Below are 22,091 nucleotides of genomic sequence, written 5' to 3'. Positions count from 1 at the left end.
AATTTAGTTAAAAGTTCGATATAGGTGACATTTTGCTCATCACGACCCCTCCAGCTTTTGGCGAGCGGCTCAGGCAACTACGCCGGGCGAAGCAATACAGCCAGCAGCAACTCGCGGAAAAAGCGCGGTGCAGTCGCAAGACCATCATCGACCTTGAGGCAGGGGAAAATGTCGCGATGTACACCGCCTTCAGGGTGATTACTGCGCTAGGCATGGCGCTGGAAGTGGTTGATCGGCGTATTGATCTCAAATCGCTTGCCGAACTGGTAGAGCACGATGAGTAAGATCAAACGGCTCAACGTCGCTGCTCCCCAAGGCATTAGCGGCGAACTGTCCAAAGGATCGCAATTTTCCTTCGCCTACGCGTCGGCTGAGTCGCCTCGTGAAGTATCGTTGGTAATGCCTTATGACCCGACACCGGCGGTCAGTAATGTTCTGCATCCGATTTTTGATATGAATGTGCCAGAAGGCTTCCTGGCTGATCAAATCAAGCGACGGATGGCCAAGCATATGCAGGTGGACGAAATGCGCTTGCTGTCGGTCATTGGAGGCAACCAGATTGGTCGGCTGAGTTATGAAAACCCGATAGAGGCGTCCATGCCTGTAAAGGCTCAGGTCGGGTTACAGGAGATTCTGTCTGCCGATACCTCCCAAGGCGTATTCGATTTTCTGGTCGACACCTACTTCGAGTCCGGAATTTCGGGGGTGCAGCCGAAAGTATTGGTACCTGATCTGGACAAGTTGACGGGCAACCGCAAAACCATGCTCAGCTCTGACCTGATTGTAAAATCCGGCGCAGATGAATATGCCCACTTGGCGCAAAACGAATTCCTCTGTTTGGAAGCCGCTCGCCTTGCCGGGTTGGAAACGCCGCGTTTCTGGCTGTCCGACAGTGGTGATTTATTTGTTATGGAGCGCTTCGATCTGACCCCCTCGGGCAGGTTGGGGTTCGAAGACATGGCGGTGCTGCTGGGGCTGAACAAGGACCCCCACGACAACTACAAGTATTCCCAAAGCTACGAAACGCTCGCTGCAGTGATTCGCCAGGTGTGCCAGCAGGGCGATGTACTGCGTGAACTTGAACGCTTTTTTTCCTCTGTTTGCTTGTCAGTCATGGTGCGCAATGGCGATGCCCACTTGAAAAATTTCGGCGTGCTCTATACCCATCCGGGAGCCCTCGAAACGGTGCAATTGGCGCCTGTGTTCGATGTGACAACGACCACCGCCTATGAGCATTACAATCCAAAATCCGGCCAGGCATTGGTTGACCGTAGCCTGGCCATCAAAATGAACAAAGTGAAGGCGTACCCCGATCGTCAACAGCTGATTGAGTTCGGACGCAAGCACTGTGGTATCGCAGCCCCAGGTGTCATTATTGAACGCATCGCCGAGGCCATGTCCCAGGCGCTGAGTGCGCATCAGGCGCGAATGGATAGTGAGCTTTTTTCAACGATGCAAAAAGAGTGGGACGCGGGCCGTGCCATGGCGCTTCACGATTCGGTGGCGCTGGGTATGCGACGCAGACCGGTGGTAAAACCATTGCACTGAGGTCTGTGAAAAAACCGTAGCTTTAACAGGTAATGGTCGACGTATTGAAAGAAGGGGTTACGATATCCTCGGGTTAAATATATCTGTTCCTTGCACTAAATAAATTCGTCCCCTTTATTCTCATATGTAATGTCAGCTAGAGCCAGTATTTCGTAGCAGTTTTCGCAAAATTTATATATGTATGACATCGCTTAGATTGAACGGTCGGTGGTGGAGGCGAGATATTGAAATCAAAAAAACCCGCACTGGTGCGGGTTTTTTAAAGTGCTCGGTATAGTTGCTTGAGTGTAAAGTAAATATTTTTTCAAACTTCTTCTGGGTTGCCTACGTAAGGTACATTTGTTTCTACAATCTCAAAATTAAACGGAATTGATTTTTTTCCTCCATGTGTAACAAGATAGGAGTGCGAGAATGAGTGGTCACATGCTACGTAGTCGTAGTCCTGAATCAGCCCCCGATTACTTTGGATACAAAGCTCCTTGCTGGTGGCGCCTGGGAAATCATCAAGCGTCAGTACCTGGTTATGATTATTTGGATCTACCAAGTTGAATGATATTCCGTTTTCTGCAGCTAATAGCCAACCATTTGATTGATCTAGCACTTTTCCATAGTGCGGCCCTTGCTCACGAACATAGATGACGTATTTGCCATCTCTGTAGCGAAAATACAAGAGCTCACCCTCGTTTGCGTATAGTTTATTGTTCAAGCATAAGTATTGGCTTGGCTTTAGGCCTGCAAAACCCTTAGTGCCATCAACCGTAACTAAGTGACCTCTGAAATATCCAGTAACCGGCTCTGCATATAATGAGAGCTCATAGAAGCAAACAGCATAGTTGTTATATGATAGGCGTGCAGTAAACGATTTTTGGCGATCGGTGCTCATGGCTTTGTCTCTCTAAAAGTGGTGATCATTGTAATCGTGTGCAGACTGTTTGTGATGTCTGCAAAATAATAGTAAGTTGTTTTATCTGATGGGGTACCTGTGAATATTGACAGTTATTTATAGTTTTTTGTTATTAGCGATATTCCATTGCGTATTTTGATTTTGTGATTTTGATAGCAGGTGAACGCTGCCGGTCGATTTTTGCTCGCCGAAAACCCACAAGAGTGCGGTTTGTTGTTCAGCTTGCCGAGAAAGTATCGAGACCACGGTATTTCAATGACTCGAAACACATCACTCACGTCCTGCACCAGAATACGTGCGGTATTGGCCACGTTGTTCAGGTCTCGCTCGGCGAAATCCGGCAGGCTGTAACAGGCCATTAGGTTTAGGTGTTCCAGAGCCGCGTTGAGACGTTCGCGCAGGCAGGCGTGGAGGTCGAGCAGTGGGGCTTCGCTGTCGATCAACAGCACAGGGTAGTCGGTGGCGGTTTCGGTGCAAGGGCAGGAGCCACACCGCACTTGAGCTGACGCACAATCAATGTGGGAGCCGGGCTTGCCCGCGATGGCGGTGTGTCAGGCACCGAGGAGAGTGGCTGATGCGCCGTCATCGCGGGCAAGCCCGGCTCCCACAGGGGGCTGCGGGGTGTTTAAGGTGTGAGATTTATCCGGGAAAAATCCTGCGCATCGCGGGACGATTCACTCATGATCAATATCCAACTTCGCAAACGTCACCCGCGCACCCTCATTGGTGTCGCCCGTATTGTCCTGCACATACACCCCCGCCTTGAAGTACAACGGCTTGTCGCCCCAGGCCGCGCCAATCCGTTCATTCCACTCGCTGTCGGCGGCATACACGCTGAGCAGCCCGGCTTTGTTGAGGTTGATCACATAGGTGAAGCTCTTCTGCAGTGGCACATTGGAGGCGACAATGATCACCTGACTTTCGGCCTCGTCCGGGCGCATGCGCACTTTGGCGACGATGTTGCCGGTCTGGGTTTTCTCCTTGAATTGGTACTCGAGCTTGATCAGCGGTTTCTGGCTGTCGTAGGCGTGGATCTGGCCGATCACGATCTTGCCGGAGGAGGGCACCTGGTTGACGGTGAGGGTGGCGCGCAGGAAGTTGTCGGCCTCGGGGTAGGTCCAATTGCGCAGGCGGCCGTCGGCGTAGGTTTCGCGCAGTTCGCTGCGGGGGTAGATGGCGTTTTCGGTGCGCGAGCCCGTCACGGGTGTCCAGAACTGCACGTCGCTGCCTTCGGCCTGGAAGTATTGATCGTTGAAGCCGCTCAGCAGCCTTGGCGTTTCAATGGTTGTGGGTGGGGAGCCGACCGGAATGCTCAGGTTCCAGGTGGAAAGGTCGATCATGGCGTTGGCCTTTTTACAGAGGGTGAAGGCATTGGCCCAAAGGGCCTTCCAGGTTCTTTATAGGCGGTGCTGGTGAGATTGTTAAACAATTGCTGGCAATTTATTGGCGTCAGCGAAATGTCAAAAAGCCATGTTGCCCGTGAACCGCGGGCTACAGGGCCTTACCGTTAGTCGGCTTCCTGGCCTTTGGCACAATGATGGCCCCCACGTCACTTCTGCTTTTTTAGAACCACGGCTAGAGTGAGCCCTCAGTGTTTATCCGGCCTTTGTAACAAAAGTGACCGGTGTAGCTCCCTAAGGAAGAGACGTAGCATGGATGGCGCTCCACAACACGACGATGCAATTTCGGTTCTGTTGGTGGTCGATGACTACCCGGAAAACCTCGTCAGCATGCGTGCGCTGTTGCAGCGTGACGATTGGCGGGTGATCACCGCCGCGTCTGGCCTGGAGGCCCTGGAGTTACTGCTGGCCCATGACGTCGACCTGGTGCTGCTGGACGTGCGCATGCCGGGCATGGACGGTTTCGAGGTCGCACGCCTGATGCGCGGCAACCAGCGCACGCGCATGACGCCGATTATCTTTCTGACCGCCACCGCCCATTCCCCCGACGCAGTACTTGAAGGCTACGCCAGCGGGGCGATCGACTACCTGTTCAAGCCCTTTGACCCGCATATCCTTAAGCCCAAGGTGCAGGCGTTGCTGGAGCACCAGCGCAATCGCCGTGCCTTGCAGCGCCTGAGCCATGACCTGGAGTTGGCCCGCGCGTTTAATGCCTCGGTGCTGGATAACGCCGCCGAGGGCATTTTGGTGGTGAGCGAAGCCAGTGTGATCGAGTACGCCAACCCGGCCATTTCCCGGCTGTTGAATGCAACGATGGCTGAGTTGCAGGGCGAGAGTTTCCTCAGTTTCCTGCAAAAGCCCCATGTGCCAGCCTGGTTGGGCTTTCCCATGTACGAGGCGTATCGCCGGGGCGAGACGTGGCGCCAACACGACGCCATTTTGCGCACCGGTCGGGGCCAGCAGGTGCCGGTGGCGTTGTCCTGCGCGCCGTTGCCTGCGGAGCAGAAGGCGATGGTGGTGACGGTGCTGGACATGTCTGAAGTGCGTCACCTGCATCAGCAACTGGAATTCCAGGCCGTGACCGACCCGCTGACCGGGCTGCTGAACCGGCGCGGTTTCCATCAGGCGATGGAGAACACCTTGCTGCGTAGCGAACGTAGCGAGCAGGCGCTGGTATTGCTGTATCTGGACCTGGATGGTTTCAAGCGGGTCAACGATACGCTGGGCCACGACGCTGGGGATCGTGTGTTGCGTTGGGTTTCGGAGCAAATGCAGGCGTGCCTGCGTTCCTACGACATTCTGGGGCGCATGGGTGGGGATGAATTCACCGCGTTGCTGGAGCTGGAGTTTCCCGAGCAGGCCGCGAAGATCGCGGAAAAGCTCATCGAACGGGTGTCTGTGTGCCAGCAGGTCGATGGGTTGGAGGTGATGCTTGGGGTCAGTATCGGCATCGCGACGTTCCCGGATTGCGGCTCGGACTTGAGCGGCCTGCTGCGGGCGGCGGATATAGCCATGTACGAAGCCAAGCGCGCCGGCCGCCAGCAGTATCGTTACTACGACCAGGAAATGAACGGCCGCGCCCGCTCGCGGCTGATGCTGGAAGACAGTGTGCGTACCGCCATTGCCAACAAGGATTTCACTTTGGTGTACCAGCCTCAGGTCTGCCTGGAAGACGGGCGTTTGCGCGGCGTCGAGGCGCTGTTGCGCTGGCAACATCCCAGCGTCGGCGATGTGCCGCCGGGCCTGTTCTTGCCGCTGCTGGAAGAGGCGCGGTTGATCAACCAGTTGAGTGCCTGGATCTACCAGCAAGTCGCCGCCCAGCGCCAGGCTTGGCAAGCTACCTTCGACCCCGAACTGGTGTTGAGCGTGAGCCTGAGCAGCAGCCAGTTCAACATGCCCAACCTGGCTAACCAACTGCAGCAGGTGCTGGAGCGGCATGGGTTAGAGGGGCGGCAACTGGAGGTGGAAATCGGCGAGGACTGCTTGATGAGTAATCTTGCAGAGTCTACCAAGCAACTCCAGTTACTGCGCCGGATCGGGGTGCGGATTGCCCTGGACGACTTTGGCTGCGGCCAGTGCTCCCTGGCTCATTTGCGCGACCTCAAGTTCGATACCCTCAAACTTGACCCTCAACTGGTGGCGCGCCTGCCTGGCTCGGCGCGGGATGCGGCGATGGCGCGCAGCATCATCCAACTGTGTGAGCATTTTGGTGTGCTGGTGATCGCCGAAGGCGTGGAGACCCTTGAGCAAACACAGTGGCTAAAGGCCAATGGCTGCGCGTATATCCAGGGGCCGTGGGCGGCGCTGCCGTTGATGGCCGAAGACGTTGCCGGCTGGTCGTACCCTCGCACGCTTTGAATTCGCTACACTGGCGCCCGTCCCAATTGCGTTGCCGAGCCCATGACCGCGTTGAAATACCTCCAGGCCTACCCCGCCGCGCTCCAGGAGCAAGTGCGCCAACTGATCGCCAAGGACCAGTTGGGTGCGTACCTGGAACAGCGTTACCCCGAACGCCATGCGGTGCAGAGAGACAAGGCCCTGTACGCCTATGCCCTGGCCTTGAAGCAGGAGCACCTGCGTAACGCGCCGTCTATCGACAAAGTGCTGTTCGACAACCGCCTGGACCTGACCCATCGTGCCTTGGGTTTGCACACCACGATTTCCCGGGTGCAGGGCGGTAATCTCAAGTCCAAGAAAGAGATCCGCATCGCTTCGCTGTTCAAGGAAGCGGCCCCGGAGTTTCTGCGCATGATCGTGGTACACGAGCTGGCGCACTTCAAGGAGTCGGACCACAACAAGGCGTTCTACAAACTCTGCCAATACATGATGCCGGGCTACCATCAGGTGGAATTCGACCTGCGTGTGTATCTCACCTGGCGTGATTTGCAGGGCAAGCCCTAACCCCAAGGCGACTGACCATGGATGTGAGCAAGACCAAAAGCAGCTTCTACCGCCGCCTGTACGTGGCGTACCTGATCGACAGCCAACTGGCCAGCAGCGTTCCGGCGTTGACCGAGGCCACGGGCATGCCCCGGCGCACTGCCCAGGATACGATTGCGGCGTTGGCCGACCTGGATATTGTGTGTGAATTCGAGCAGGAGGACGGTGCGCGTAACCATGCCGGGCGCTATCGGATTCGGAATTGGGGGGCGATTGATCGGGGGTGGATCGAGGCTAATCTGGCGTCGATCAAGCAGGTGTTGGGCTATCCCTGAGTTTAGCGGTGGCAGGGCTGACGCTATCGCGGGCAAGCCCGGCTCCCACAGTTGAATGCGTTCCAATGTGGGAGCTGGCTTGCCTGCGATGGCGCCCTCAGAGGCGGCGCATACCGATATGGGGAATATCGTCCTCCAGGTATTCCTCACCCGCCACCACAAACCCATACCGCCCGTAATACTTCTGCAAGTGCGCCTGGGCCGAGAGAAAAATCGGCGTTTGCGGCCAGATATCCTCAATACGCTCAAGCGCCTCTTCCATCATTTGATGCCCCAGCCCGGTGCCCCGCGCTGCCGGCGAAACGATGACGCGGCCAATCACCACATCGCCGCCCTGGGACTCCGGGTCCAGCAGGCGCAGGTAAGCCACCAGTTCATTATCGTTCCAGGCCATCAGGTGATGGGTGTCCCCGGCCAGGTCCTGCCCGTCGATGTCCTGATACGCGCATTTCTGCTCGACGACGAATACCTCGCTGCGCAAGCGCAGGAGGGCGTAAAGCTGGTCCTTGCCCAAGTCGTTGTGATGTTTACAAACCCAATCAACCGTCATGATGTGTGCTCTGATAAAGACGTACCTGGATAGTAAGCGTGACGGGCACCGCTGTCTAAAATTGACAAATGTGTGAATGGCGTCAATTTGCCATCATTCAGTGCGTGCGCCGTTGGCTGCTTTGTGTAATCTGCAATGCAAGCTTATTGATGAGCTACTGTTATCAGGCCACCGCCTGCCCGCCAAGGACTTTGAGCATGCCGCGATTGACTCGTGCCGTTGCTTTGATCGCAGTGCTGTTGCTGGCCCAGCCGGTGCTGGCACAGCGTCTGCGTCTAGTGGCGGATGGCTGGCCGCCGTTCACCGATGCCACCTTGATCAATGGCGGCCTGGCCACGGATATCGTCAGCACGGCCCTGGCCCGTGCGGGGTACGCCAGTGATTTTGAACAGGTGCCTTGGGCTCGCGCGCTCAAGGGCGTGGGGGATGGGCGCTACGATGTGCTGATCAACGCCTGGTACGACGAGGCCCGCACGCAGTTTGGCCAGTTTTCTGCTGAGTACCTGCTTAACCGCGTGCGCTTTCTCAAGCGCAGCGACGATGACATCGCTTATCAAAGCCTGGCCCAACTGCGCGACGAGACCATCGCCGTGGTACGCGGTTATGCCTATTCGGCGGCGTTCGATCAAGACACCCAGCTACAGAAAGTACCCGTGCACAACTTCGCCATGGCCGTGCGCATGCTCGCGGCGCGGCGGGTGCGGTTGACGCTGGAAGACGAATACGTGGCGCGTTATTACCTGGCTCGGGAGTCGCCGCGGGTGCGCAATACCGTGGCGTTTGTGGGCAAGCCGCTGAGCGAGAACAGCCTGCATATTCTGGTCAGTTTGAAGAACCCCGAGCATGCGCAGATTGTCGCCAGCTTTGATCGGGAGATTGCCAGGATGAAGGCTGATGGCAGTTATGCGCGGTTGATGAAGGCGCATGGGATGTAGCGTGCTTGCGGGCCTCATCGCGGGCAAGCCCGGCTCCCACATTTTGCCCGCATTCTTATGTTGGAACTCGGTCAAATGTGGGAGCTGGCTTGCCTGCGATAGCGGCCTAAGCCGCGCCGGTATCTTTGATCAGATGCGCCGCCAACGTACGCAACGGCCCCAACTGCCGGCAAATCAACGCCAACTGCGTCTGTACCAGCCGCTGCCCTTCGTCGATTTCATCGGGCATTTGCTCAAGCTCGGCTGCCAGCGCTTCCTCGGCATCGCTCTGTATCGCAATCGAGTGTTTGTTGGCCAGGCCGGTGGCGATCTCATCAATGCTCGCCGCCAGGCTGTTGCCCGCGCCTTCGATCAAGTGCTCGCGTACGTCGGTCGGTAGCTGAGTATCGCGGTGTGCACCCAATCCGGATAAGTAGCTGAGCAAGGTGTGAGACAGCACCAGGAAGCGGAAGCCCACGTCGGCTTCCTTACGGAAATGCCCCGGCTCCATCAGCATATTCGCCAGGGTGGTGGACAACGCGGCATCGGCGTTGTGGGCATTGCGGCGGGCCAGGCGGTAAGCCAGGTCGTCGCTCTTGCCGGCGGCGTATTGCTGCATGATCTGGCGCAGGTAGATGCTGTTGCAAGTCAGGGTGTTGGCCAGCACTTTGTTCAAGCGTCGGCCTTGCCAGTCTGGCAGGAACAGGAACACCGCCAGGCCCGCGATCAGGCTACCGAGCAACGTATCGAACAGGCGCGGCAGGAACAGCCCGTAGCCATCGCCCACCTGGTTGAAGCAGAACAGCACCATCAAGGTGATCGCCGCCGTCGCCAGGGTGTAGCGGGTGGTGCGGTTGATAAAGAACACCAGGCCTGCGGCGATAGCGAACATCGACTGCACCACCGGGTTGGGGAACAGATCGAACAGCGCCCAGGCCACGGTGAGGCCGATGGCGGTGCCGATGATCCGCTGGCCGAGTTTGCGCCGGGTGGCGCCGTAACTCGGCTGGCACACGAACAGGGTGGTGAGGATGATCCAGTAGCCCTGGGACGCGTGAATGGCGTGCAGGGTGGCGTAGCCGACGGTCAATGCCAGGGACAGGCGCAGGGCATGGCGAAACAGCAGCGAGGTGGGCGTCAGTTGGGTGCGCAGGCGCGTCCACATTTCCTTGAGGTTGCGCGGGGCGCGGTCCAGCAGATTGCTGTCGGTGGCGTCGGCCAGGGCATCGGGATTGCTGGCGTCGCCCAGCAGGCGGTCGAGGGTGGACAGGTTGGCCGCCAAGGCGCGCAGTGAACGCAGCAGGCCACGCCAGGCCGGGTTGCTCTGGATGCGCAGGTGCTCCAGGGACGCGTTGAGGTCGCCCAGGGCTTGGGCAAAGCTATCGTCATAGATGAACGGTTGGCGCAGTTGGATCGACTCTGCCAGGGTCTGGCAGGCCTTGCCTTGCTGGCGCAGCAAGCGCTGGCAACGAAATAGCACATCGCTGTGGAAGAAGGCTTCAGTGAGGGCGTTGTAGGGGTAGTGAGAGGAACTGGCGCGCTCGTGAATGTCCTGGGCCAGGAAGTAGAGCTTCAGGTAGCGACTGACCTTCGAGCCCGGACGCCCATTGCCGACGCGGTGCAGGATGATTTCCTTCGCGGCATTCAGCGCAGCGACGACTCGGCCATTTTGCTGAGCCAGTTCCAGGCGTCGCGCTTCTACGTCCAACTGACGGATGGGTTCAAACAAGGACGACTTGAGCTTGAGGTAACGCCCCAGCTCGCGGAACAACCGCGCCAGGCTCTGCTGCACCGGCTGGTTGGAAAACAGCGCCTGCCACAGCACCGACAACGCGCCGTACCAGGCGGCACCGGCGACCAGCAGCAGGGGCTCATGCCAGAAATCCGTGACGGCGCCGCCGCGCTGGTCCACGCCGATCATGGTGTAGACCGACAGAATCAAGGTGGCCGAGGCAATCGCGCCATAGCGTTCGCCCAGTGCGCCGAGCATGGTCAGGCCGAAACTGGCCAGGGCCAGGGCGATGGCAAATATCCAGGGGTAAGGGAACAGCAGCTCCACCGACAGCGCGGCAATGCTGAAACACACCAGTGTCACCGCCAGCGCGTTGAGGCGGCCTTGCCAGCTGTCATCGGTCTCGGCCAGGGCGCTGGCGATAATCCCCAGGAAGAGCGGGATCAGCAGCGTCATTTCATCCTGGTACCAACACAACGCCATGCTGCCGGTGAGGGCGATGAACACCCGTACGCTGTAGCTGAATTTATCCAGCGCCCACAGGCGCCGCATGGACTGCTTGAACGAGGTCGATGACATGAAGTCTGGAGTCTTCCGGGACGTTGTCGCTAAATTGAGCCAGTAATGACGCCACGGCAAGCGTGGCGATCACATCGGACAGCAAAATGTTCAGTAACACTGCAAAACCAATGTGGGCTTGCCTGCGATAACAATGTGGGATTCAACGCCGCTATCGCAGGCAAGCCAGCTCCCACAGGGGATTGCATTTCAAGGTGCAAGTCAGGCGTATTGCGCGGCCGCGTAGCCCGAGGCCCAGGCCCACTGGAAATTGAACCCGCCCAGGTGGCCGGTCACATCCAGCACTTCGCCGATAAAGTACAGGCCGGGGCTTTTCAGCGATTCCATGGTCTTGGACGACACTTCCCGCGTATCCACCCCGCCCAATGTCACCTCGGCGGTGCGATAACCCTCGGTGCCGGCCGGTACCAGTTGCCAGCTCCCCAGCTTTTGCGCGATATCGGCCATTTCAGCGTGGGTGTACTGCTTCATCGGTTTGGATTCGAACCAGCTTTGAGCCAGCAGATTGGCCATTTTCTTGGTGAAGATCTCGCCCAGCAGGGTTTTTAACTCGCTGTTGGGGTGTTCGGCCTGTTGCTGTTGCAGCCAGGCATGGGCGTCGTGGTCGGGCAGCAGGTTGATTTCCACCGTGTCGCCGGAGTGCCAATACGAGGAAATCTGCAAAATTGCCGGCCCGCTCAGGCCGCGGTGAGTGAACAGGATGTTCTCGCGAAAGCTCTGGCCGTTGCAGCTCACCAGGCAGTCGACCGAGGTGCCGGACAACTCGCCGCACAACTCCTTGAGCTGGTCGGTGATGGTGAACGGCACCAGCCCGGCGCGGGTCGGCAGCAGTTCGTGGCCGAATTGCTTGGCCACTTGGTAACCGAAGCCGGTGGCGCCCAGCGTCGGGATCGACAAACCGCCCGTGGCGATCACCAGGGATTCACAGCGCAGTTCACCCAGGGTGGTTTGCAGTTGATAGCCGCTTTCGAGCTTGGCGATTGCCTCGATGGAGGTGTCCAGGTGCAGGCTCACGCCGGCCTGGATGCACTCGTCGAGCAGCATGCCGAGGATGTCGCTGGACTTGTTGTCGCAGAACAGCTGGCCGAGTTTCTTCTCGTGGTACGGCACGCCGTGTTTGGCCACCAGCCCGATAAAATCCCACTGCGTATAACGGGCCAGGGCGGATTTGCAGAAGTGCGCGTTGTGCGAGAGGAAATTGGCCGGCTCGGTGTACATGTTGGTGAAGTTGCAGCGGCCGCCACCGGACATCAGGATCTTCTTGCCGGCCTTGTTGGCATGGTCGATCAACATCACCTTACGCCCACGCCCGGCGGCGGTCAGCGCGCACATCAAGCCTGCGGCGCCGGCGCCAATGATCACAACTTCGGTCGAGCGCACAGCCATGTCCTCACAAAACTATTGATTTGAAATGCCATCAACCCTGTGGGAGCTGGCTTGCCTGCGATAGCGGTAGTGGATTCACCGTCGCTATCGCAGGCAAGCCAGCTCCCACATTGATTCGGTTCCTGCAATGGGAACTCGGTGTTATTACAAAATACGCACGCGCAGCGAACGGCCCTTGATCTTGCCGTCGTTCAAACGCTGCAACGCCTGCTTGGCGATGCCGCGCTCCACGGCCACGAAGGCCTGGAAATCAAAGATCGCGATCTTGCCGACCTGGGCACCCGGAATGCCAGCTTCACCGGTCAACGCACCGAGGATGTCGCCTGGGCGCACCTTGTCTTTACGCCCGGCGGCGATGCACAGGGTGCTCATCTGCGGCAACAACGGGCCACCGCTTTGCGGCTTGAGGTTGTCCAGTTGGTCCCAGTTCAGCGGCGACTTCTGCAGTTGCTCGATGGCCTGGGCGCGGTGGGCTTCGGACGGCGCCACCAGGCTGATGGCGATGCCGGTTTCGCCGGCGCGGCCGGTACGGCCTACACGGTGGATGTGAATTTCCGAGTCGCGGGCCAGTTCGACGTTGATCACCATGTCCAGGGCGTCGATGTCCAGGCCACGGGCGGCAACGTCGGTGGCCACCAGCACCGAGGTGCTGCGGTTGGCAAACATCGCCAGTACCTGGTCACGGTCGCGCTGTTCCAGGTCACCATGCAGGCCAACGGCGGAGATGCCCTTGGCGGTCAGGTGGTCGACGGTTTCCTGCACTTGCTGCTTGGTAAAGCAGAACGCCACGCAAGAGGCCGGGCGGAAGTGCGCCAGCACCTTGGTCACGGCGTCCATGCGCTCTTCCGGGGAGATCTCGTAGAAGCGCTGTTCGATCTGGTCGTCGGAGTGGAACGCTTCGGCTTTCACTTGCTGAGGCGCACGCATGAACTTGGAAGCGAGCTGCTTGATGCTCACTGGGTACGTGGCCGAGAACAGCAGGGTTTGGCGGCGCGGCGGGGTCTTGCTGATGATGTCTTCGATGGCGTCGTAGAAGCCCATGTCGAGCATGCGGTCGGCTTCGTCGAGGATCAGAGTGTTCAAACCGTCCAGCACCAGCGAGCCTTTACGCAGGTGCTGCTGGATACGGCCCGGCGTGCCGACGATAACGTGGGCGCCGTGCTCCAGGGAGGCGATCTGCGGGCCGAGGGACACGCCGCCGCACAGGGTCAGTACCTTGATGTTGTCTTCGGCGCGGGCCAGGCGACGGATTTCCTTGGCGACCTGGTCGGCCAGCTCGCGAGTCGGGCACATCACCAGCGCCTGGCAACCGAAGTAGCGCGGGTTGATCGGGTTCAACAAGCCGATGCCGAATGCAGCGGTCTTGCCGCTGCCGGTCTTGGCCTGGGCAATCAGGTCCAGCCCTTTGAGGATCACCGGCAAGCTTTGCGCCTGGATCTGCGTCATCTCGACATAACCCAGCGAGTCGAGGTTAGCCAGCATGGCGGCGGAGAGGGGCAAAGTATTAAAAGCGGTGGCGATGGTAGTCACGGGACTGGCTCTGCAAAACAAAATGTCGCGCAGTGTACCAGTCTCGTGGGATTTTCCTCGCAAGTTCTCGACGAGACGCCCGTTAGTGCTCGATATCGTGCTCGCGGCTGACCACGCGTTTGCCGTCCTTGGGCGACAGTTGCAGGAAGATCGCCGCCGCCAGCATCGCCATGATGCCCACGGTGAGGAAGGTCAGTTGAAAGGCGCCCAGCACCGTATTGACCCCGTCATTGCCGGCTTCGGCGGTAAAGCCGCCGAGCAATGCACCGGCACAGGCCACGCCCAGGCTCAGGGACAACTGCGCCACCACCGACAGCAAGCTGTTGCCGCTGCTGGCCTGGGCGTCGTCGAGGTCGATCAGGGTGACGGTGTTCATGGCGGTAAATTGCAGGGAGTTGATGGCCCCCAGTACCGCCAGCATGGCCAACAGCAGCGGGTAGGGCGTTTGTTCGCTGACCAGGCCCATGCTCGCCAGCATCAGGCCCAGGGCCAGGGTGTTGCCGGTCAGGACGATGCGGTAGCCGAGGCGTTCGATAAGAGGGCGCGCGATGGATTTGGCGAACATTGCCGCTGCCGCCAGCGGCAGCATGCTCATGCCCGCTTCTGACGGCGAATAGCCCAGCGCCACTTGTAACAACAGCGGCACCAGGAACGGCAGTGCGCCGCTGCCCAGGCGCGCAAACAGGTTGCCGAGGATCCCCACGGCAAAGGTGCGCGTCTTGAACAGCACCGGCGAGAACAGCGGGTTATCGATGTGCCCGGCGCGCAGCCAGTACGCCGCCAGGCAGGCAAGCCCGCCGAACAACAGCAACATCACCCGCAGGTGCGGCAGGTGCAGTTCGCCCAGGCCCTCCATGGCGATGGTGATCAGCACCATCGCCGCGCCGAACAGCAGGAAGCCCAGGCCGTCAAAGCGCGTGCGCTCGCTGCCGCGCAGATCGGGGATGAATTTCCACACGGCATAGCAGCCGATCATGCCCACCGGCAGGTTGATCAGGAAGATCCAGTGCCAGGTCAGGTATTGCACCATCCAGCCGCCCATCGTCGGGCCAAGCAAGGGGCCGAGCAGGCCGGGAATGGTGATGAAGCCCATGATCCGCACCAGCTCGGAGCGCGGATAAGCCCGCAGCACCACCAGCCGCCCGACCGGCAGCATCAGCGCACCGCCCAGGCCCTGGACCACCCGAGCGCCCACCAGCATGCTCAGGCTACTGGACAGCGCACACAGCAACGACCCGATGCTGAACAGCATGATCGCGCCAAAGAAGATCTTCTTGGTGCCAAAGCGGTCGGCGATCCAGCCCGAGGCGGGAATCAGCAAGGCCACGGTGAGCATGTAGGCGATCACCACCCCTTGCATGCGCAGCGGGTTTTCCGCGAGGTCCTGGGCCATCGCCGGCAGCGCGGTGTTGAGAATCGTCCCGTCCAGCGACTGCATGAAGAAGGCAATCGCTACCACCCAGGGGAGCCAGCGGGCGGTCTTGGCATCGAGAGGGGCACGATTCGGCATGGGATCCCTTTTTATTAGCAGGCTATGTGTTGGCGATTATGCGCTAACCCTTGGGATTTTTCCCACTGCTGGTTCGGTTAAAGCCGATAACGCGGCATGCGCTCCTACTAGAAAATCCACCAAGACGCGGTGCACTGCAAACGCCGCTTCCGGTGATTCAAGGTCCAGCAGATGGCCGGTGTGTTCGGCCACGGCAAAGCTGCTGCGGCCTACATAGTGTTTGAACAGCTGGGCCTCGTCGGCCGGGGTGTATTCGTCCAGCGCGCCGTTGAGAAAGTGTACTGGTGTTTCAATCTGCTTGAGCGCCGGCAAGTAGTTGCCATCGCCCAAGCTCAGCACCTGATGAATATGAAAGCGCGCCTGGCGGTACTCGGTGGTGGCCATGGTCGACAGGTGCCGATGGTTATTGCGTTTGAGGCGCGCCGACAGGTATTTGCCCACCGTTTCGTTGAGCAGATGGCCGACCGCCGACTTGTCATCAGCCTCGATCAGCACACGCACGCGCTCGACATATTCCAGCATCGCCTGGTTGAGGTTGGGCGCCAGGGCCATCACCACCGAGCTTTCGATGGAGGGCGGGTTGTGCGCCAGGGTCAACAGCGTGGAGATGCCGCCCCATGAGGCCGAGACCAGATGATTGACTTTGAAACGCGCCACCAAGGCCCGCAGGATTTGCACTTCGTCGTCCTTGGTGACCAGGTCGAGTTCGGTGTTGTGCTCGCGCGACAAACCAGAGAATGGCAAGTCGAACAGCAGGACATTGAAGTGCTCGGCCAGGCATTTGCTGGTACGGGCAAAGGAGCGCGTGGTGGATAGCGCGCCGTTAACCATCAGTACGGTTTTTCTGTGCGGGTCGTTACCCAGTTGCTCTACGTGAACGTTGTAGTGCTTGTACAACTTCTCAATGACAAAACTTCCATGGTTCATCTCAAGACTCCAGCTTGCCTTTCCCAGGCAAGGTTATGCTCTCGTGGGCAGGGGTGGCGGGATAGACGTTTCTTTGCAGTGCAGGTTATTGCTCTGTAGGAGCGAGCTTGCTCGCGAAAAACGTCAACGATAACGCAGTGCTGATAGCCAACCGGCGGTATCTGTAAGTTCTTCGCGAGCAAGCTCGCTCCTACGGTTTATAAGGTCAGCGTCAGGCGTTTTACCAAAGCGCCTGGCAACAGGTTGGAAGCGGTGTTGCGCTGGTCATAGGTACTGGCCGACAACAGCAGCTCCCGATCAGCAGTCAGCGCTTCCAATTGCGAACCGAGCAACTGATAGACACTGTCATCAAAGCGCATGGTGCTGACCGGCGCCTGGATCTCGCCGTTTTCCACCCAGAAGGTCGCAAAGCGCGTCATGCCGGTCAGGCGCGCTGCCGGCAGGTCGGAGTAGTTCAGGTACCAGAGGTTGCTGATATACAGCCCGGTGCCCAACTGCTTGAGAATATCGGCCTGGGCCAGGCTGCCGGCCGCCATTTGCAGGGCGCTGGGCGACTCGTCGCTGCTGGCGCCGTTGGTGCTCAAGCCGTATTCGGCGGCGCTGCGCGAGTTGACCAACTGGCCCTCGGCCTTGCCTGCGTTGATCAGAGTGACATCCTCACGCGGGTAGCCTTCAGTGGAAAACGCCTGGCTCAGGGAGCCGCTGATCTGCTCATCCACCGTCACCAGCGGGCTCAGTAACTGATCACCCGCGTACAGGCGTTGCAACGAACTGCCTTTGCTGGCGATGGCCTGGGCCGAAAAACCACCCCAGGTGATGATGCTGATGATTTCTTCCAGCGCTGCCGGCGCAAGGTAGGCGCGGTATTGGCCGGGCGCCAGGGTGTGCAGCGGGCGACCGAGAAACGCCAGTTGCTCCCGGGCCTGTTGGAAGCGCGCGGCGAATTCGGCGCTGTTCCAGGTGTGCCCGGCGTAGCTGGCTTTTACCGCTTCGCCATTGGCGTGGAACAGGCTGAAGTCGAAATTGAAGCTGTTAGCCCGGTACCAGCCGAACGCCCCCGTTGAGCTGGCGAAACCACGGCTGATCGGGCCGGCGGCGTAGAAGCCAACCAGGTCCACGCCGTCGGCGGCCTGGCTGATATCGTCCAGCACCTGGGCCAGTTCCGGCAGGGGGCGCAGCTGTTCGTTATGGTTGTGCCAGGCGTCGGGGTTCAACAGCAGGTACGGGTCAGGCGGCAATAGCGGCAAGGTTTCGCGCAGTTGTTGCAGGCCATTCGCCAGGCGCTGGCGATCCAGCTCCGCTTCGCCCGACAGGGTGATACCCAGGTCGGCGTGGCGCCCAGCGTTGATCAATTTGAGGTTCAGGCTGGCCTGCTGTACCTGGCCGGCCTGGCGCACCTGCGCGTGGTTGAAGCGCACGAACTCGGACGCTTCATCCGCGTAGCCGAGGTGAAATTGTTCTTGATCGGTGACCGCCTGCTTGAGCCAGTCCACCAGTGCCTTGAAGTGGTTCATCAGGCATCTCCCCCAAATACATCGACATTGCTGAATACACAGGCCGGCGACGCATGGCCGACGCGGATCACCTGGTTGGGTTCGCCTTTGCCGCAGTTTGGCGTGCCCAACACCTTGAAGGTGCTGGCGTCGCCCACCGCGCTGAGCTTGCGCCAGAACTGCGCGGAAATCGCCCGGTAGTTGGGGTTCTTCACCACGCCCTTGAGTTCGCCGTTTTCGATCAACTGGCCCCACTCGCAGCCGAACTGGAACTTGTTGCGCGCATCGTCGATGGACCACGAACGGTTGGTCGACATCAGGATGCCGTTCTCGATGCCGCCCACCAGTTGCGCGAGGCTTTTATCGCCAGGCTCGATATTCAGGTTGGCCATGCGGTCGATGGGCGCACGGTTCCAGCCGCAGGCGCGGCTGTTGGCAACGCCTGGCAGGTTGGCGCGAAATTGCGACAAGGCCCCGCCCAAGGGTTTGAGCAGCAGGCCCTCGCGAATCAGAAATTGCTTGCTGGCAGGCGTGCCGTCGTCGTCATGGCCGTAACTGGCAAGCTGTTCGGGGATGTCCGGGTCGAAGGTGACATTAAGCAGCGGTGAGCCATATTGCAGGTGGCCGAAGTCGCTGGCTTTCACAAAACTGGTGCCGGCGTAATTGCGCTCGTCACCGAGGATGCGATCCAGCTCCAGCGGATGGCCGATGGACTCATGGATCTGCAGGATCATCTGGTCGGGCATCAGCAGCAGGTCACGCGGGCCGTGGGGCGTATTCGGTGCGAGCAGCAATTGCAGGGCTTCGTCGGCCACCTTGCGGGCGGCGCCCACCAGGCCAAAGCGCTGGATCACGCCGGCACTGCCTTGCTGGCCGAAGTTGGTACCGCCCAGGGTGCGGGTCTGGCTGTCGTTGCCGTCGAAGGCGGTCACGCTCAGGCCGGGGAACACGAAACGCTGGGCCTGACGCAATTGCGCGCCGGCGCTGTTGAGGTAGATCTGTTCGACCCGCGTGGTTCCCAGGCTGACTTCCCAGCTCACCAGGCGCTCATCCTTGGGCACGGCGGCGGACTCATCGCCGAGCAATTGGTAGCAGTCGCTCAGGGATGGGAAGGGCTGGTCGAGGTCGGGCGACAGGTAGTCGGCGACGTCGCTGGACACCGGCTGCTGGTGCAGGTCGAGCAGGGCGTGGGGCTTGATCAACCGGGCTTGCTGTTCAGCACGCTCAAGGGCGGCTTGCAGGCCGGCAAGGGAAATATCGTTGGTCGCGGCGTAGGCTTCTACCCCGTTGAGACGCACGGTGAGCATCGCGCCTTCGTCATGGCCCAGGTGAGGCGGCTCGGCGACGTTCTTGCGCACCGACAGGTACTGGCCGGATTCGCGTACGTAGCGCAGGGAGAAAAATTCGGCGGTGGTGCGCAGGGCGCTGAAGTGTTTCTTGAGCGTGGCGTGGTGTTCGAACATGGGGCCTTCCTTGTGGGCGGCTCGGCGCGGGCAGGCCAACAGAGTAGGCCTGGGCGGGGAGCTGATCAAGGGAGGTTTTGTTGTGTGATCGTTCCCACGCTCTGCGTGGGAATGCCACCCTGGACGCTCTGCGTCCGCTCTTGAAGGGCGTGACGCAGAGCATCACAGGATGCGTTCCCACGCGGAGCGTGGGAACGATCAATCACTGGGGTGTTTCGGTTACTGCGCCAATGGCCCTACTTCACGCATAGGCTTGCCACGCACCGGCGCATCGCCTGCTACGTAGTAGTCAGCGGTGCTGCGCGGCAGCGGCTGGCGGCCACGGATCTTGTCGGCGATTTTCTCGGCGATCATGATCGTTGGCGCGTTCAGGTTGCCGGTAGTGATGATCGGCATGATCGAGGCATCGACCACACGCAAGCCCTGCATGCCATGCACGCGGCCTTCGCCATCGACTACGGCCATCTCGTCGGTGCCCATCTTGCACGAGCAGGACGGGTGGAACGCGGTCTCGGCGTGCTCGCGGATGAACTTGTCCAACTGCTCATCGGTTTGCACGTCGATGCCCGGGCTGATTTCGCGGCCACGGTACGGGTCCAGTGCCGGCTGCTGCATGATTTCGCGGGTCAGGCGGATGCCATCGCGGAACTCCTGCCAGTCCTGCTCGGTGGCCATGTAGTTGAAGAGGATGCTCGGGTAGTCCCGTGGGTTCTTCGACTTCAGCTGGATACGGCCACGGCTTGGCGAACGCATGGAGCCCATGTGCGCCTGGAAACCGTGCTCTTTCACACCGTTGCTACCGTTGTAGTTAATCGCCACCGGCAGGAAGTGGTACTGGATGTTCGGCCACTCGAATTCTTCGCGGGTACGGATAAACCCGCCCGCTTCGAACTGGTTGCTGGCGCCGATGCCGGTGCCGTTGAACAGCCATTCGGCACCAATTGCCGGCTGGTTGTACCAGAGCAGCGAGGGGTACAGCGACACTGGCTGGGTGCACGCGTATTGCAGGTACAGCTCAAGGTGGTCCTGCAGGTTTTCACCCACGCCCGGCAGGTCGTGGACCACCGGGATGTCGAGGCTTTCCAGCAATTTGGCCGGGCCGACGCCGGAGCGTTGCAGCAGTTGCGGCGAAGCGATTGCGCCGCTGCACACCAGCACTTCTTTACGCGCACGGGCTTCAACGCGCTCTTCGGCGGCGCCGATCAGGTAACGCACGCCCACGGCACGCTTGCCTTCGAACAGTACTTTGTCGGTGAGGGCATGGGTGACGATGGTCAGGGTCGAACGCTTTTTAGCCGTGTCCAGGTAACCGCGTGCGGTGCTGGCGCGACGGCCGTTCGGCGTGACGGTGCGGTCCATCGGGCCGAAGCCTTCTTGCTGGTAGCCGTTCAAGTCTTCGGTACGTGGGTAACCGGCCTGTACGCCTGCTTCAACCATGGCGTGGAACAGCGGGTTGTTGCCCGCTTTCGGCGTGGTCACGCTGACCGGGCCGTCGCCACCGTGCCAATCGTTGGGGCCGATGTCGCGGGTTTCGGCTTTGCGGAAATACGGCAGGCAGTCCAGGTAGGTCCAGTCTTCCAGGCCTGGCAGCTTCGACCAATTGTCATAGTCCATGGCGTTGCCACGGATGTAGCACATGCCGTTGATCAGGGAAGAGCCACCCAGGCCCTTGCCGCGTCCGCACTCCATCCGGCGGCCGTCCATGTGTGGCTCTGGATCGGTTTCGTAGGCCCAGTTGTAGCGGCGGCCTTGCAGCGGGAAAGCCAGGGCGGCTGGCATCTGGGTACGGAAGTCGAGGCGGTAGTCCGGGCCACCGGCTTCCAGCAGCAAAACGGTGACGCCTTCGTCTTCGGTCAGACGGGTCGCCAGGGTGTTACCGGCGGAGCCGGCACCCACAATGATGTAATCGTATTCTTGGGACATGAATGTACCCTCTTTGAAGTGTGGTCAGGTCTGGCGAGTGCTTCGCACTCGATCGCAGGCAAGCCAGCTCCCACATTTGATCGGGTTCACACAGAGCAAATGTGGGAGCCGGGCTTGTCGAGTCGTCGCACCGCCGCGATGGCCTCACGGGCAATACAAGACTCGCTGGTGTTAGAACACCGAGGCGTAATCGCCCAATTCAACCTGTACCGATTTGATGCGGGTGAAGTTGTTCAGCGAGCTGATGCCGTTCTCACGGCCCACACCCGACTGCTTGTAGCCACCGACCGGCATTTTCGCGTCGGACTCGCCCCAAGCGTTGATCCAGCAGATACCGGCTTCCAACTGGTGAATCACGCGGTGGGCGCGGTTCAGGTCCTTGGTGACCAGGCCAGCGGCCAGGCCGAAGTCGGTGTCGTTGGCGCGGCGGATCACTTCTTCTTCGGTTTCGTAGGTGAGGATGCTCATCACCGGGCCAAAGATTTCTTCACGCACGATCACCATGTCATCAGTGCAGTCGGTGAACACAGTCGGGGCCACGAAGGCGCCTTTGGCGAAGTCGCCGTCGGTCAGGCGGTCGCCGCCGCACAGCAGGCGTGCGCCTTGCTCTTTGCCTTTGGCGATGTAACCCAGCACGCTTTCCATGTGGGCGAAGCTGACCAGCGGGCCGAAGTTGGTGTTTTCGTCTTCCGGGTTGCCGATGCGGATGCGCGCCACACGCTCAACGATCTTGGCTTCGAACGCGGCTTGCAGGTGCTTGGGCACGAACACGCGGGTGCCGTTGGTGCAGACCTGGCCGGAGCTGTAGAAGTTGGCCATCATGGCGGTGTCGGCGGCGCGGTCGAGGTCGGCGTCGTCGAAAATGATCAGCGGGGACTTGCCGCCCAGCTCCATGGTCACGTCTTTGAGCGAGGAGCTCGACGCGCTGGCCATGACTTTCTTGCCAGTGTCGGTGCCGCCGGTGAAGGAGACTTTTTCGATGCGCGGATGCTCGGTCAGCCAGGTGCCGACTTCACG

18 protein-coding genes and 1 pseudogene are annotated in these 22,091 nt (G+C 59.8%); 6 read left to right on the top strand and 13 right to left on the bottom strand.

Going from position 1 to position 22,091, the window contains the following annotated elements:
- Window positions 1-32 precede the first annotated feature (32 nt).
- Window positions 33-284 (top strand): helix-turn-helix transcriptional regulator, encoded by a 252-nt coding sequence (locus E1K68_RS25690; protein ID WP_032879008.1) that lies wholly within the window; start codon window positions 33-35, stop codon window positions 282-284.
- Entirely contained in the window at window positions 277-1,548 is a 1,272-nt protein-coding gene (locus E1K68_RS25685) for a type II toxin-antitoxin system HipA family toxin (protein WP_094773899.1), read from the top strand. The genes E1K68_RS25690 and E1K68_RS25685 overlap by 8 nt, the downstream gene beginning before the upstream one ends.
- A gap of 304 nt (window positions 1,549-1,852) precedes the next feature.
- Here E1K68_RS25685 and E1K68_RS25680 read toward each other — a convergent pair whose 3' ends face one another.
- The 3 genes and pseudogenes from E1K68_RS25680 to E1K68_RS25670 form a co-directional block, all read right to left on the bottom strand.
- Window positions 1,853-2,431 (bottom strand): hypothetical protein, encoded by a 579-nt coding sequence (locus E1K68_RS25680; protein WP_137204181.1) that lies wholly within the window; start codon window positions 2,429-2,431, stop codon window positions 1,853-1,855.
- A gap of 238 nt (window positions 2,432-2,669) precedes the next feature.
- A pseudogene (locus tag E1K68_RS25675) lies at window positions 2,670-2,949 on the bottom strand (fructose-bisphosphate aldolase).
- 177 nt (window positions 2,950-3,126) lie between these two features.
- Complete coding sequence (locus tag E1K68_RS25670) at window positions 3,127-3,792, bottom strand: polysaccharide lyase family 7 protein (protein ID WP_003194947.1); 666 nt, start codon at window positions 3,790-3,792, stop codon at window positions 3,127-3,129.
- 312 nt (window positions 3,793-4,104) lie between these two features.
- On the opposite strand from E1K68_RS25670, the gene E1K68_RS25665 reads away from it, so the two are divergent.
- From E1K68_RS25665 to E1K68_RS25655, 3 genes are read left to right on the top strand one after another with little or no spacing between them, the layout of a single operon-like run.
- Window positions 4,105-6,210, top strand: coding sequence for an EAL domain-containing protein (locus E1K68_RS25665; protein WP_212614814.1), 2,106 nt, complete (start codon window positions 4,105-4,107; stop codon window positions 6,208-6,210).
- Window positions 6,211-6,252: 42 nt separating this feature from the next.
- Window positions 6,253-6,753 (top strand): M48 family metallopeptidase, encoded by a 501-nt coding sequence (locus E1K68_RS25660; protein WP_212614813.1) that lies wholly within the window; start codon window positions 6,253-6,255, stop codon window positions 6,751-6,753.
- A gap of 17 nt (window positions 6,754-6,770) precedes the next feature.
- On the top strand, window positions 6,771-7,067 hold the full coding sequence (locus E1K68_RS25655) for a winged helix-turn-helix domain-containing protein (RefSeq protein WP_056782952.1): 297 nt from the start codon (window positions 6,771-6,773) through the stop codon (window positions 7,065-7,067).
- 97 nt (window positions 7,068-7,164) lie between these two features.
- On the opposite strand, the gene E1K68_RS25650 is transcribed toward E1K68_RS25655, so the two are convergent.
- Window positions 7,165-7,617 (bottom strand): GNAT family N-acetyltransferase, encoded by a 453-nt coding sequence (locus E1K68_RS25650; protein ID WP_003194938.1) that lies wholly within the window; start codon window positions 7,615-7,617, stop codon window positions 7,165-7,167.
- Between the two features lie 197 nt (window positions 7,618-7,814).
- Here E1K68_RS25650 and E1K68_RS25645 point away from each other — a divergent pair, with 197 nt between their 5' ends.
- Window positions 7,815-8,552: a transporter substrate-binding domain-containing protein gene (locus tag E1K68_RS25645; protein ID WP_098950155.1), complete on the top strand. Its 738-nt coding sequence runs from the start codon at window positions 7,815-7,817 to the stop codon at window positions 8,550-8,552.
- Window positions 8,553-8,658: 106 nt separating this feature from the next.
- Here the strand turns inward: E1K68_RS25645 and yccS are convergent, their stop codons facing one another.
- From yccS to E1K68_RS27995, 9 genes are all read right to left on the bottom strand, one after another.
- Window positions 8,659-10,842 carry a YccS family putative transporter gene (yccS, locus tag E1K68_RS25640; RefSeq protein WP_212614812.1) on the bottom strand — a complete coding sequence of 728 codons (2,184 nt, stop codon included), beginning with the start codon at window positions 10,840-10,842 and terminating at the stop codon, window positions 8,659-8,661.
- Window positions 10,843-11,043: 201 nt separating this feature from the next.
- Window positions 11,044-12,222, bottom strand: coding sequence for an NAD(P)/FAD-dependent oxidoreductase (locus E1K68_RS25635; protein ID WP_212614811.1), 1,179 nt, complete (start codon window positions 12,220-12,222; stop codon window positions 11,044-11,046).
- A gap of 150 nt (window positions 12,223-12,372) precedes the next feature.
- The gene (gene dbpA, locus E1K68_RS25630) at window positions 12,373-13,710 is read right to left on the bottom strand and encodes an ATP-dependent RNA helicase DbpA (protein ID WP_232964675.1); all 1,338 of its coding nucleotides are present in this window, start codon (window positions 13,708-13,710) and stop codon (window positions 12,373-12,375) included.
- A 130-nt stretch (window positions 13,711-13,840) separates the two neighbouring features.
- Window positions 13,841-15,268, bottom strand: a complete 1,428-nt coding sequence (gene mdtD, locus E1K68_RS25625; RefSeq protein ID WP_003194929.1) for a multidrug transporter subunit MdtD — start codon at window positions 15,266-15,268, stop codon at window positions 13,841-13,843.
- Window positions 15,269-15,304: 36 nt separating this feature from the next.
- The gene (locus tag E1K68_RS25620; RefSeq protein WP_212614810.1) at window positions 15,305-16,195 is read right to left on the bottom strand and encodes an alpha/beta hydrolase; all 891 of its coding nucleotides are present in this window, start codon (window positions 16,193-16,195) and stop codon (window positions 15,305-15,307) included.
- A gap of 197 nt (window positions 16,196-16,392) precedes the next feature.
- Window positions 16,393-17,709: a TldD/PmbA family protein gene (locus E1K68_RS25615; RefSeq protein ID WP_212614809.1), complete on the bottom strand. Its 1,317-nt coding sequence runs from the start codon at window positions 17,707-17,709 to the stop codon at window positions 16,393-16,395.
- The gene (locus E1K68_RS25610) at window positions 17,709-19,151 is read right to left on the bottom strand and encodes a TldD/PmbA family protein (protein WP_003194924.1); all 1,443 of its coding nucleotides are present in this window, start codon (window positions 19,149-19,151) and stop codon (window positions 17,709-17,711) included. Before E1K68_RS25610 ends, E1K68_RS25615 begins: the two co-directional genes overlap by 1 nt.
- A 219-nt stretch (window positions 19,152-19,370) precedes the next feature.
- Window positions 19,371-21,074 (bottom strand): choline dehydrogenase, encoded by a 1,704-nt coding sequence (betA, locus tag E1K68_RS25605; protein WP_034133951.1) that lies wholly within the window; start codon window positions 21,072-21,074, stop codon window positions 19,371-19,373.
- Window positions 21,075-21,245: 171 nt separating this feature from the next.
- Window positions 21,246-22,091, bottom strand: an 846-nt coding sequence (locus E1K68_RS27995; protein ID WP_244858837.1) for an aldehyde dehydrogenase family protein, incomplete at its 5' end; no start/stop codon positions are given.

This window comes from Pseudomonas sp. B2021 (genome assembly GCF_018135665.1).
Lineage (GTDB): Bacteria > Pseudomonadota > Gammaproteobacteria > Pseudomonadales > Pseudomonadaceae > Aquipseudomonas > Aquipseudomonas lactis.
This window is presented reverse-complemented; position numbering and strand designations above follow the sequence as displayed.

What these genes read in the sequence shown, in the direction of transcription:
- E1K68_RS25685 (WP_094773899.1), top strand. Translation starts at nt 277, where the DNA reads ATGAGTAAGATCAAACGGCTCAACGTCGCTGCTCCCCAAGGCATTAGC.
- E1K68_RS25680 (WP_137204181.1), bottom strand. Translation starts at nt 2,431, where the DNA reads ATGAGCACCGATCGCCAAAAATCGTTTACTGCACGCCTATCATATAAC.
- E1K68_RS25670 (WP_003194947.1), bottom strand. Translation starts at nt 3,792, where the DNA reads ATGATCGACCTTTCCACCTGGAACCTGAGCATTCCGGTCGGCTCCCCA.
- E1K68_RS25665 (WP_212614814.1), top strand. Translation starts at nt 4,105, where the DNA reads ATGGATGGCGCTCCACAACACGACGATGCAATTTCGGTTCTGTTGGTG.
- E1K68_RS25660 (WP_212614813.1), top strand. Translation starts at nt 6,253, where the DNA reads ATGACCGCGTTGAAATACCTCCAGGCCTACCCCGCCGCGCTCCAGGAG.
- E1K68_RS25655 (WP_056782952.1), top strand. Translation starts at nt 6,771, where the DNA reads ATGGATGTGAGCAAGACCAAAAGCAGCTTCTACCGCCGCCTGTACGTG.
- E1K68_RS25650 (WP_003194938.1), bottom strand. Translation starts at nt 7,617, where the DNA reads ATGACGGTTGATTGGGTTTGTAAACATCACAACGACTTGGGCAAGGAC.
- E1K68_RS25645 (WP_098950155.1), top strand. Translation starts at nt 7,815, where the DNA reads ATGCCGCGATTGACTCGTGCCGTTGCTTTGATCGCAGTGCTGTTGCTG.
- yccS (WP_212614812.1), bottom strand. Translation starts at nt 10,842, where the DNA reads ATGTCATCGACCTCGTTCAAGCAGTCCATGCGGCGCCTGTGGGCGCTG.
- dbpA (WP_232964675.1), bottom strand. Translation starts at nt 13,710, where the DNA reads ATGCTGGCTAACCTCGACTCGCTGGGTTATGTCGAGATGACGCAGATC.
- mdtD (WP_003194929.1), bottom strand. Translation starts at nt 15,268, where the DNA reads ATGCCGAATCGTGCCCCTCTCGATGCCAAGACCGCCCGCTGGCTCCCC.
- E1K68_RS25620 (WP_212614810.1), bottom strand. Translation starts at nt 16,195, where the DNA reads ATGAACCATGGAAGTTTTGTCATTGAGAAGTTGTACAAGCACTACAAC.
- E1K68_RS25615 (WP_212614809.1), bottom strand. Translation starts at nt 17,709, where the DNA reads ATGAACCACTTCAAGGCACTGGTGGACTGGCTCAAGCAGGCGGTCACC.
- E1K68_RS25610 (WP_003194924.1), bottom strand. Translation starts at nt 19,151, where the DNA reads ATGTTCGAACACCACGCCACGCTCAAGAAACACTTCAGCGCCCTGCGC.
- betA (WP_034133951.1), bottom strand. Translation starts at nt 21,074, where the DNA reads ATGTCCCAAGAATACGATTACATCATTGTGGGTGCCGGCTCCGCCGGT.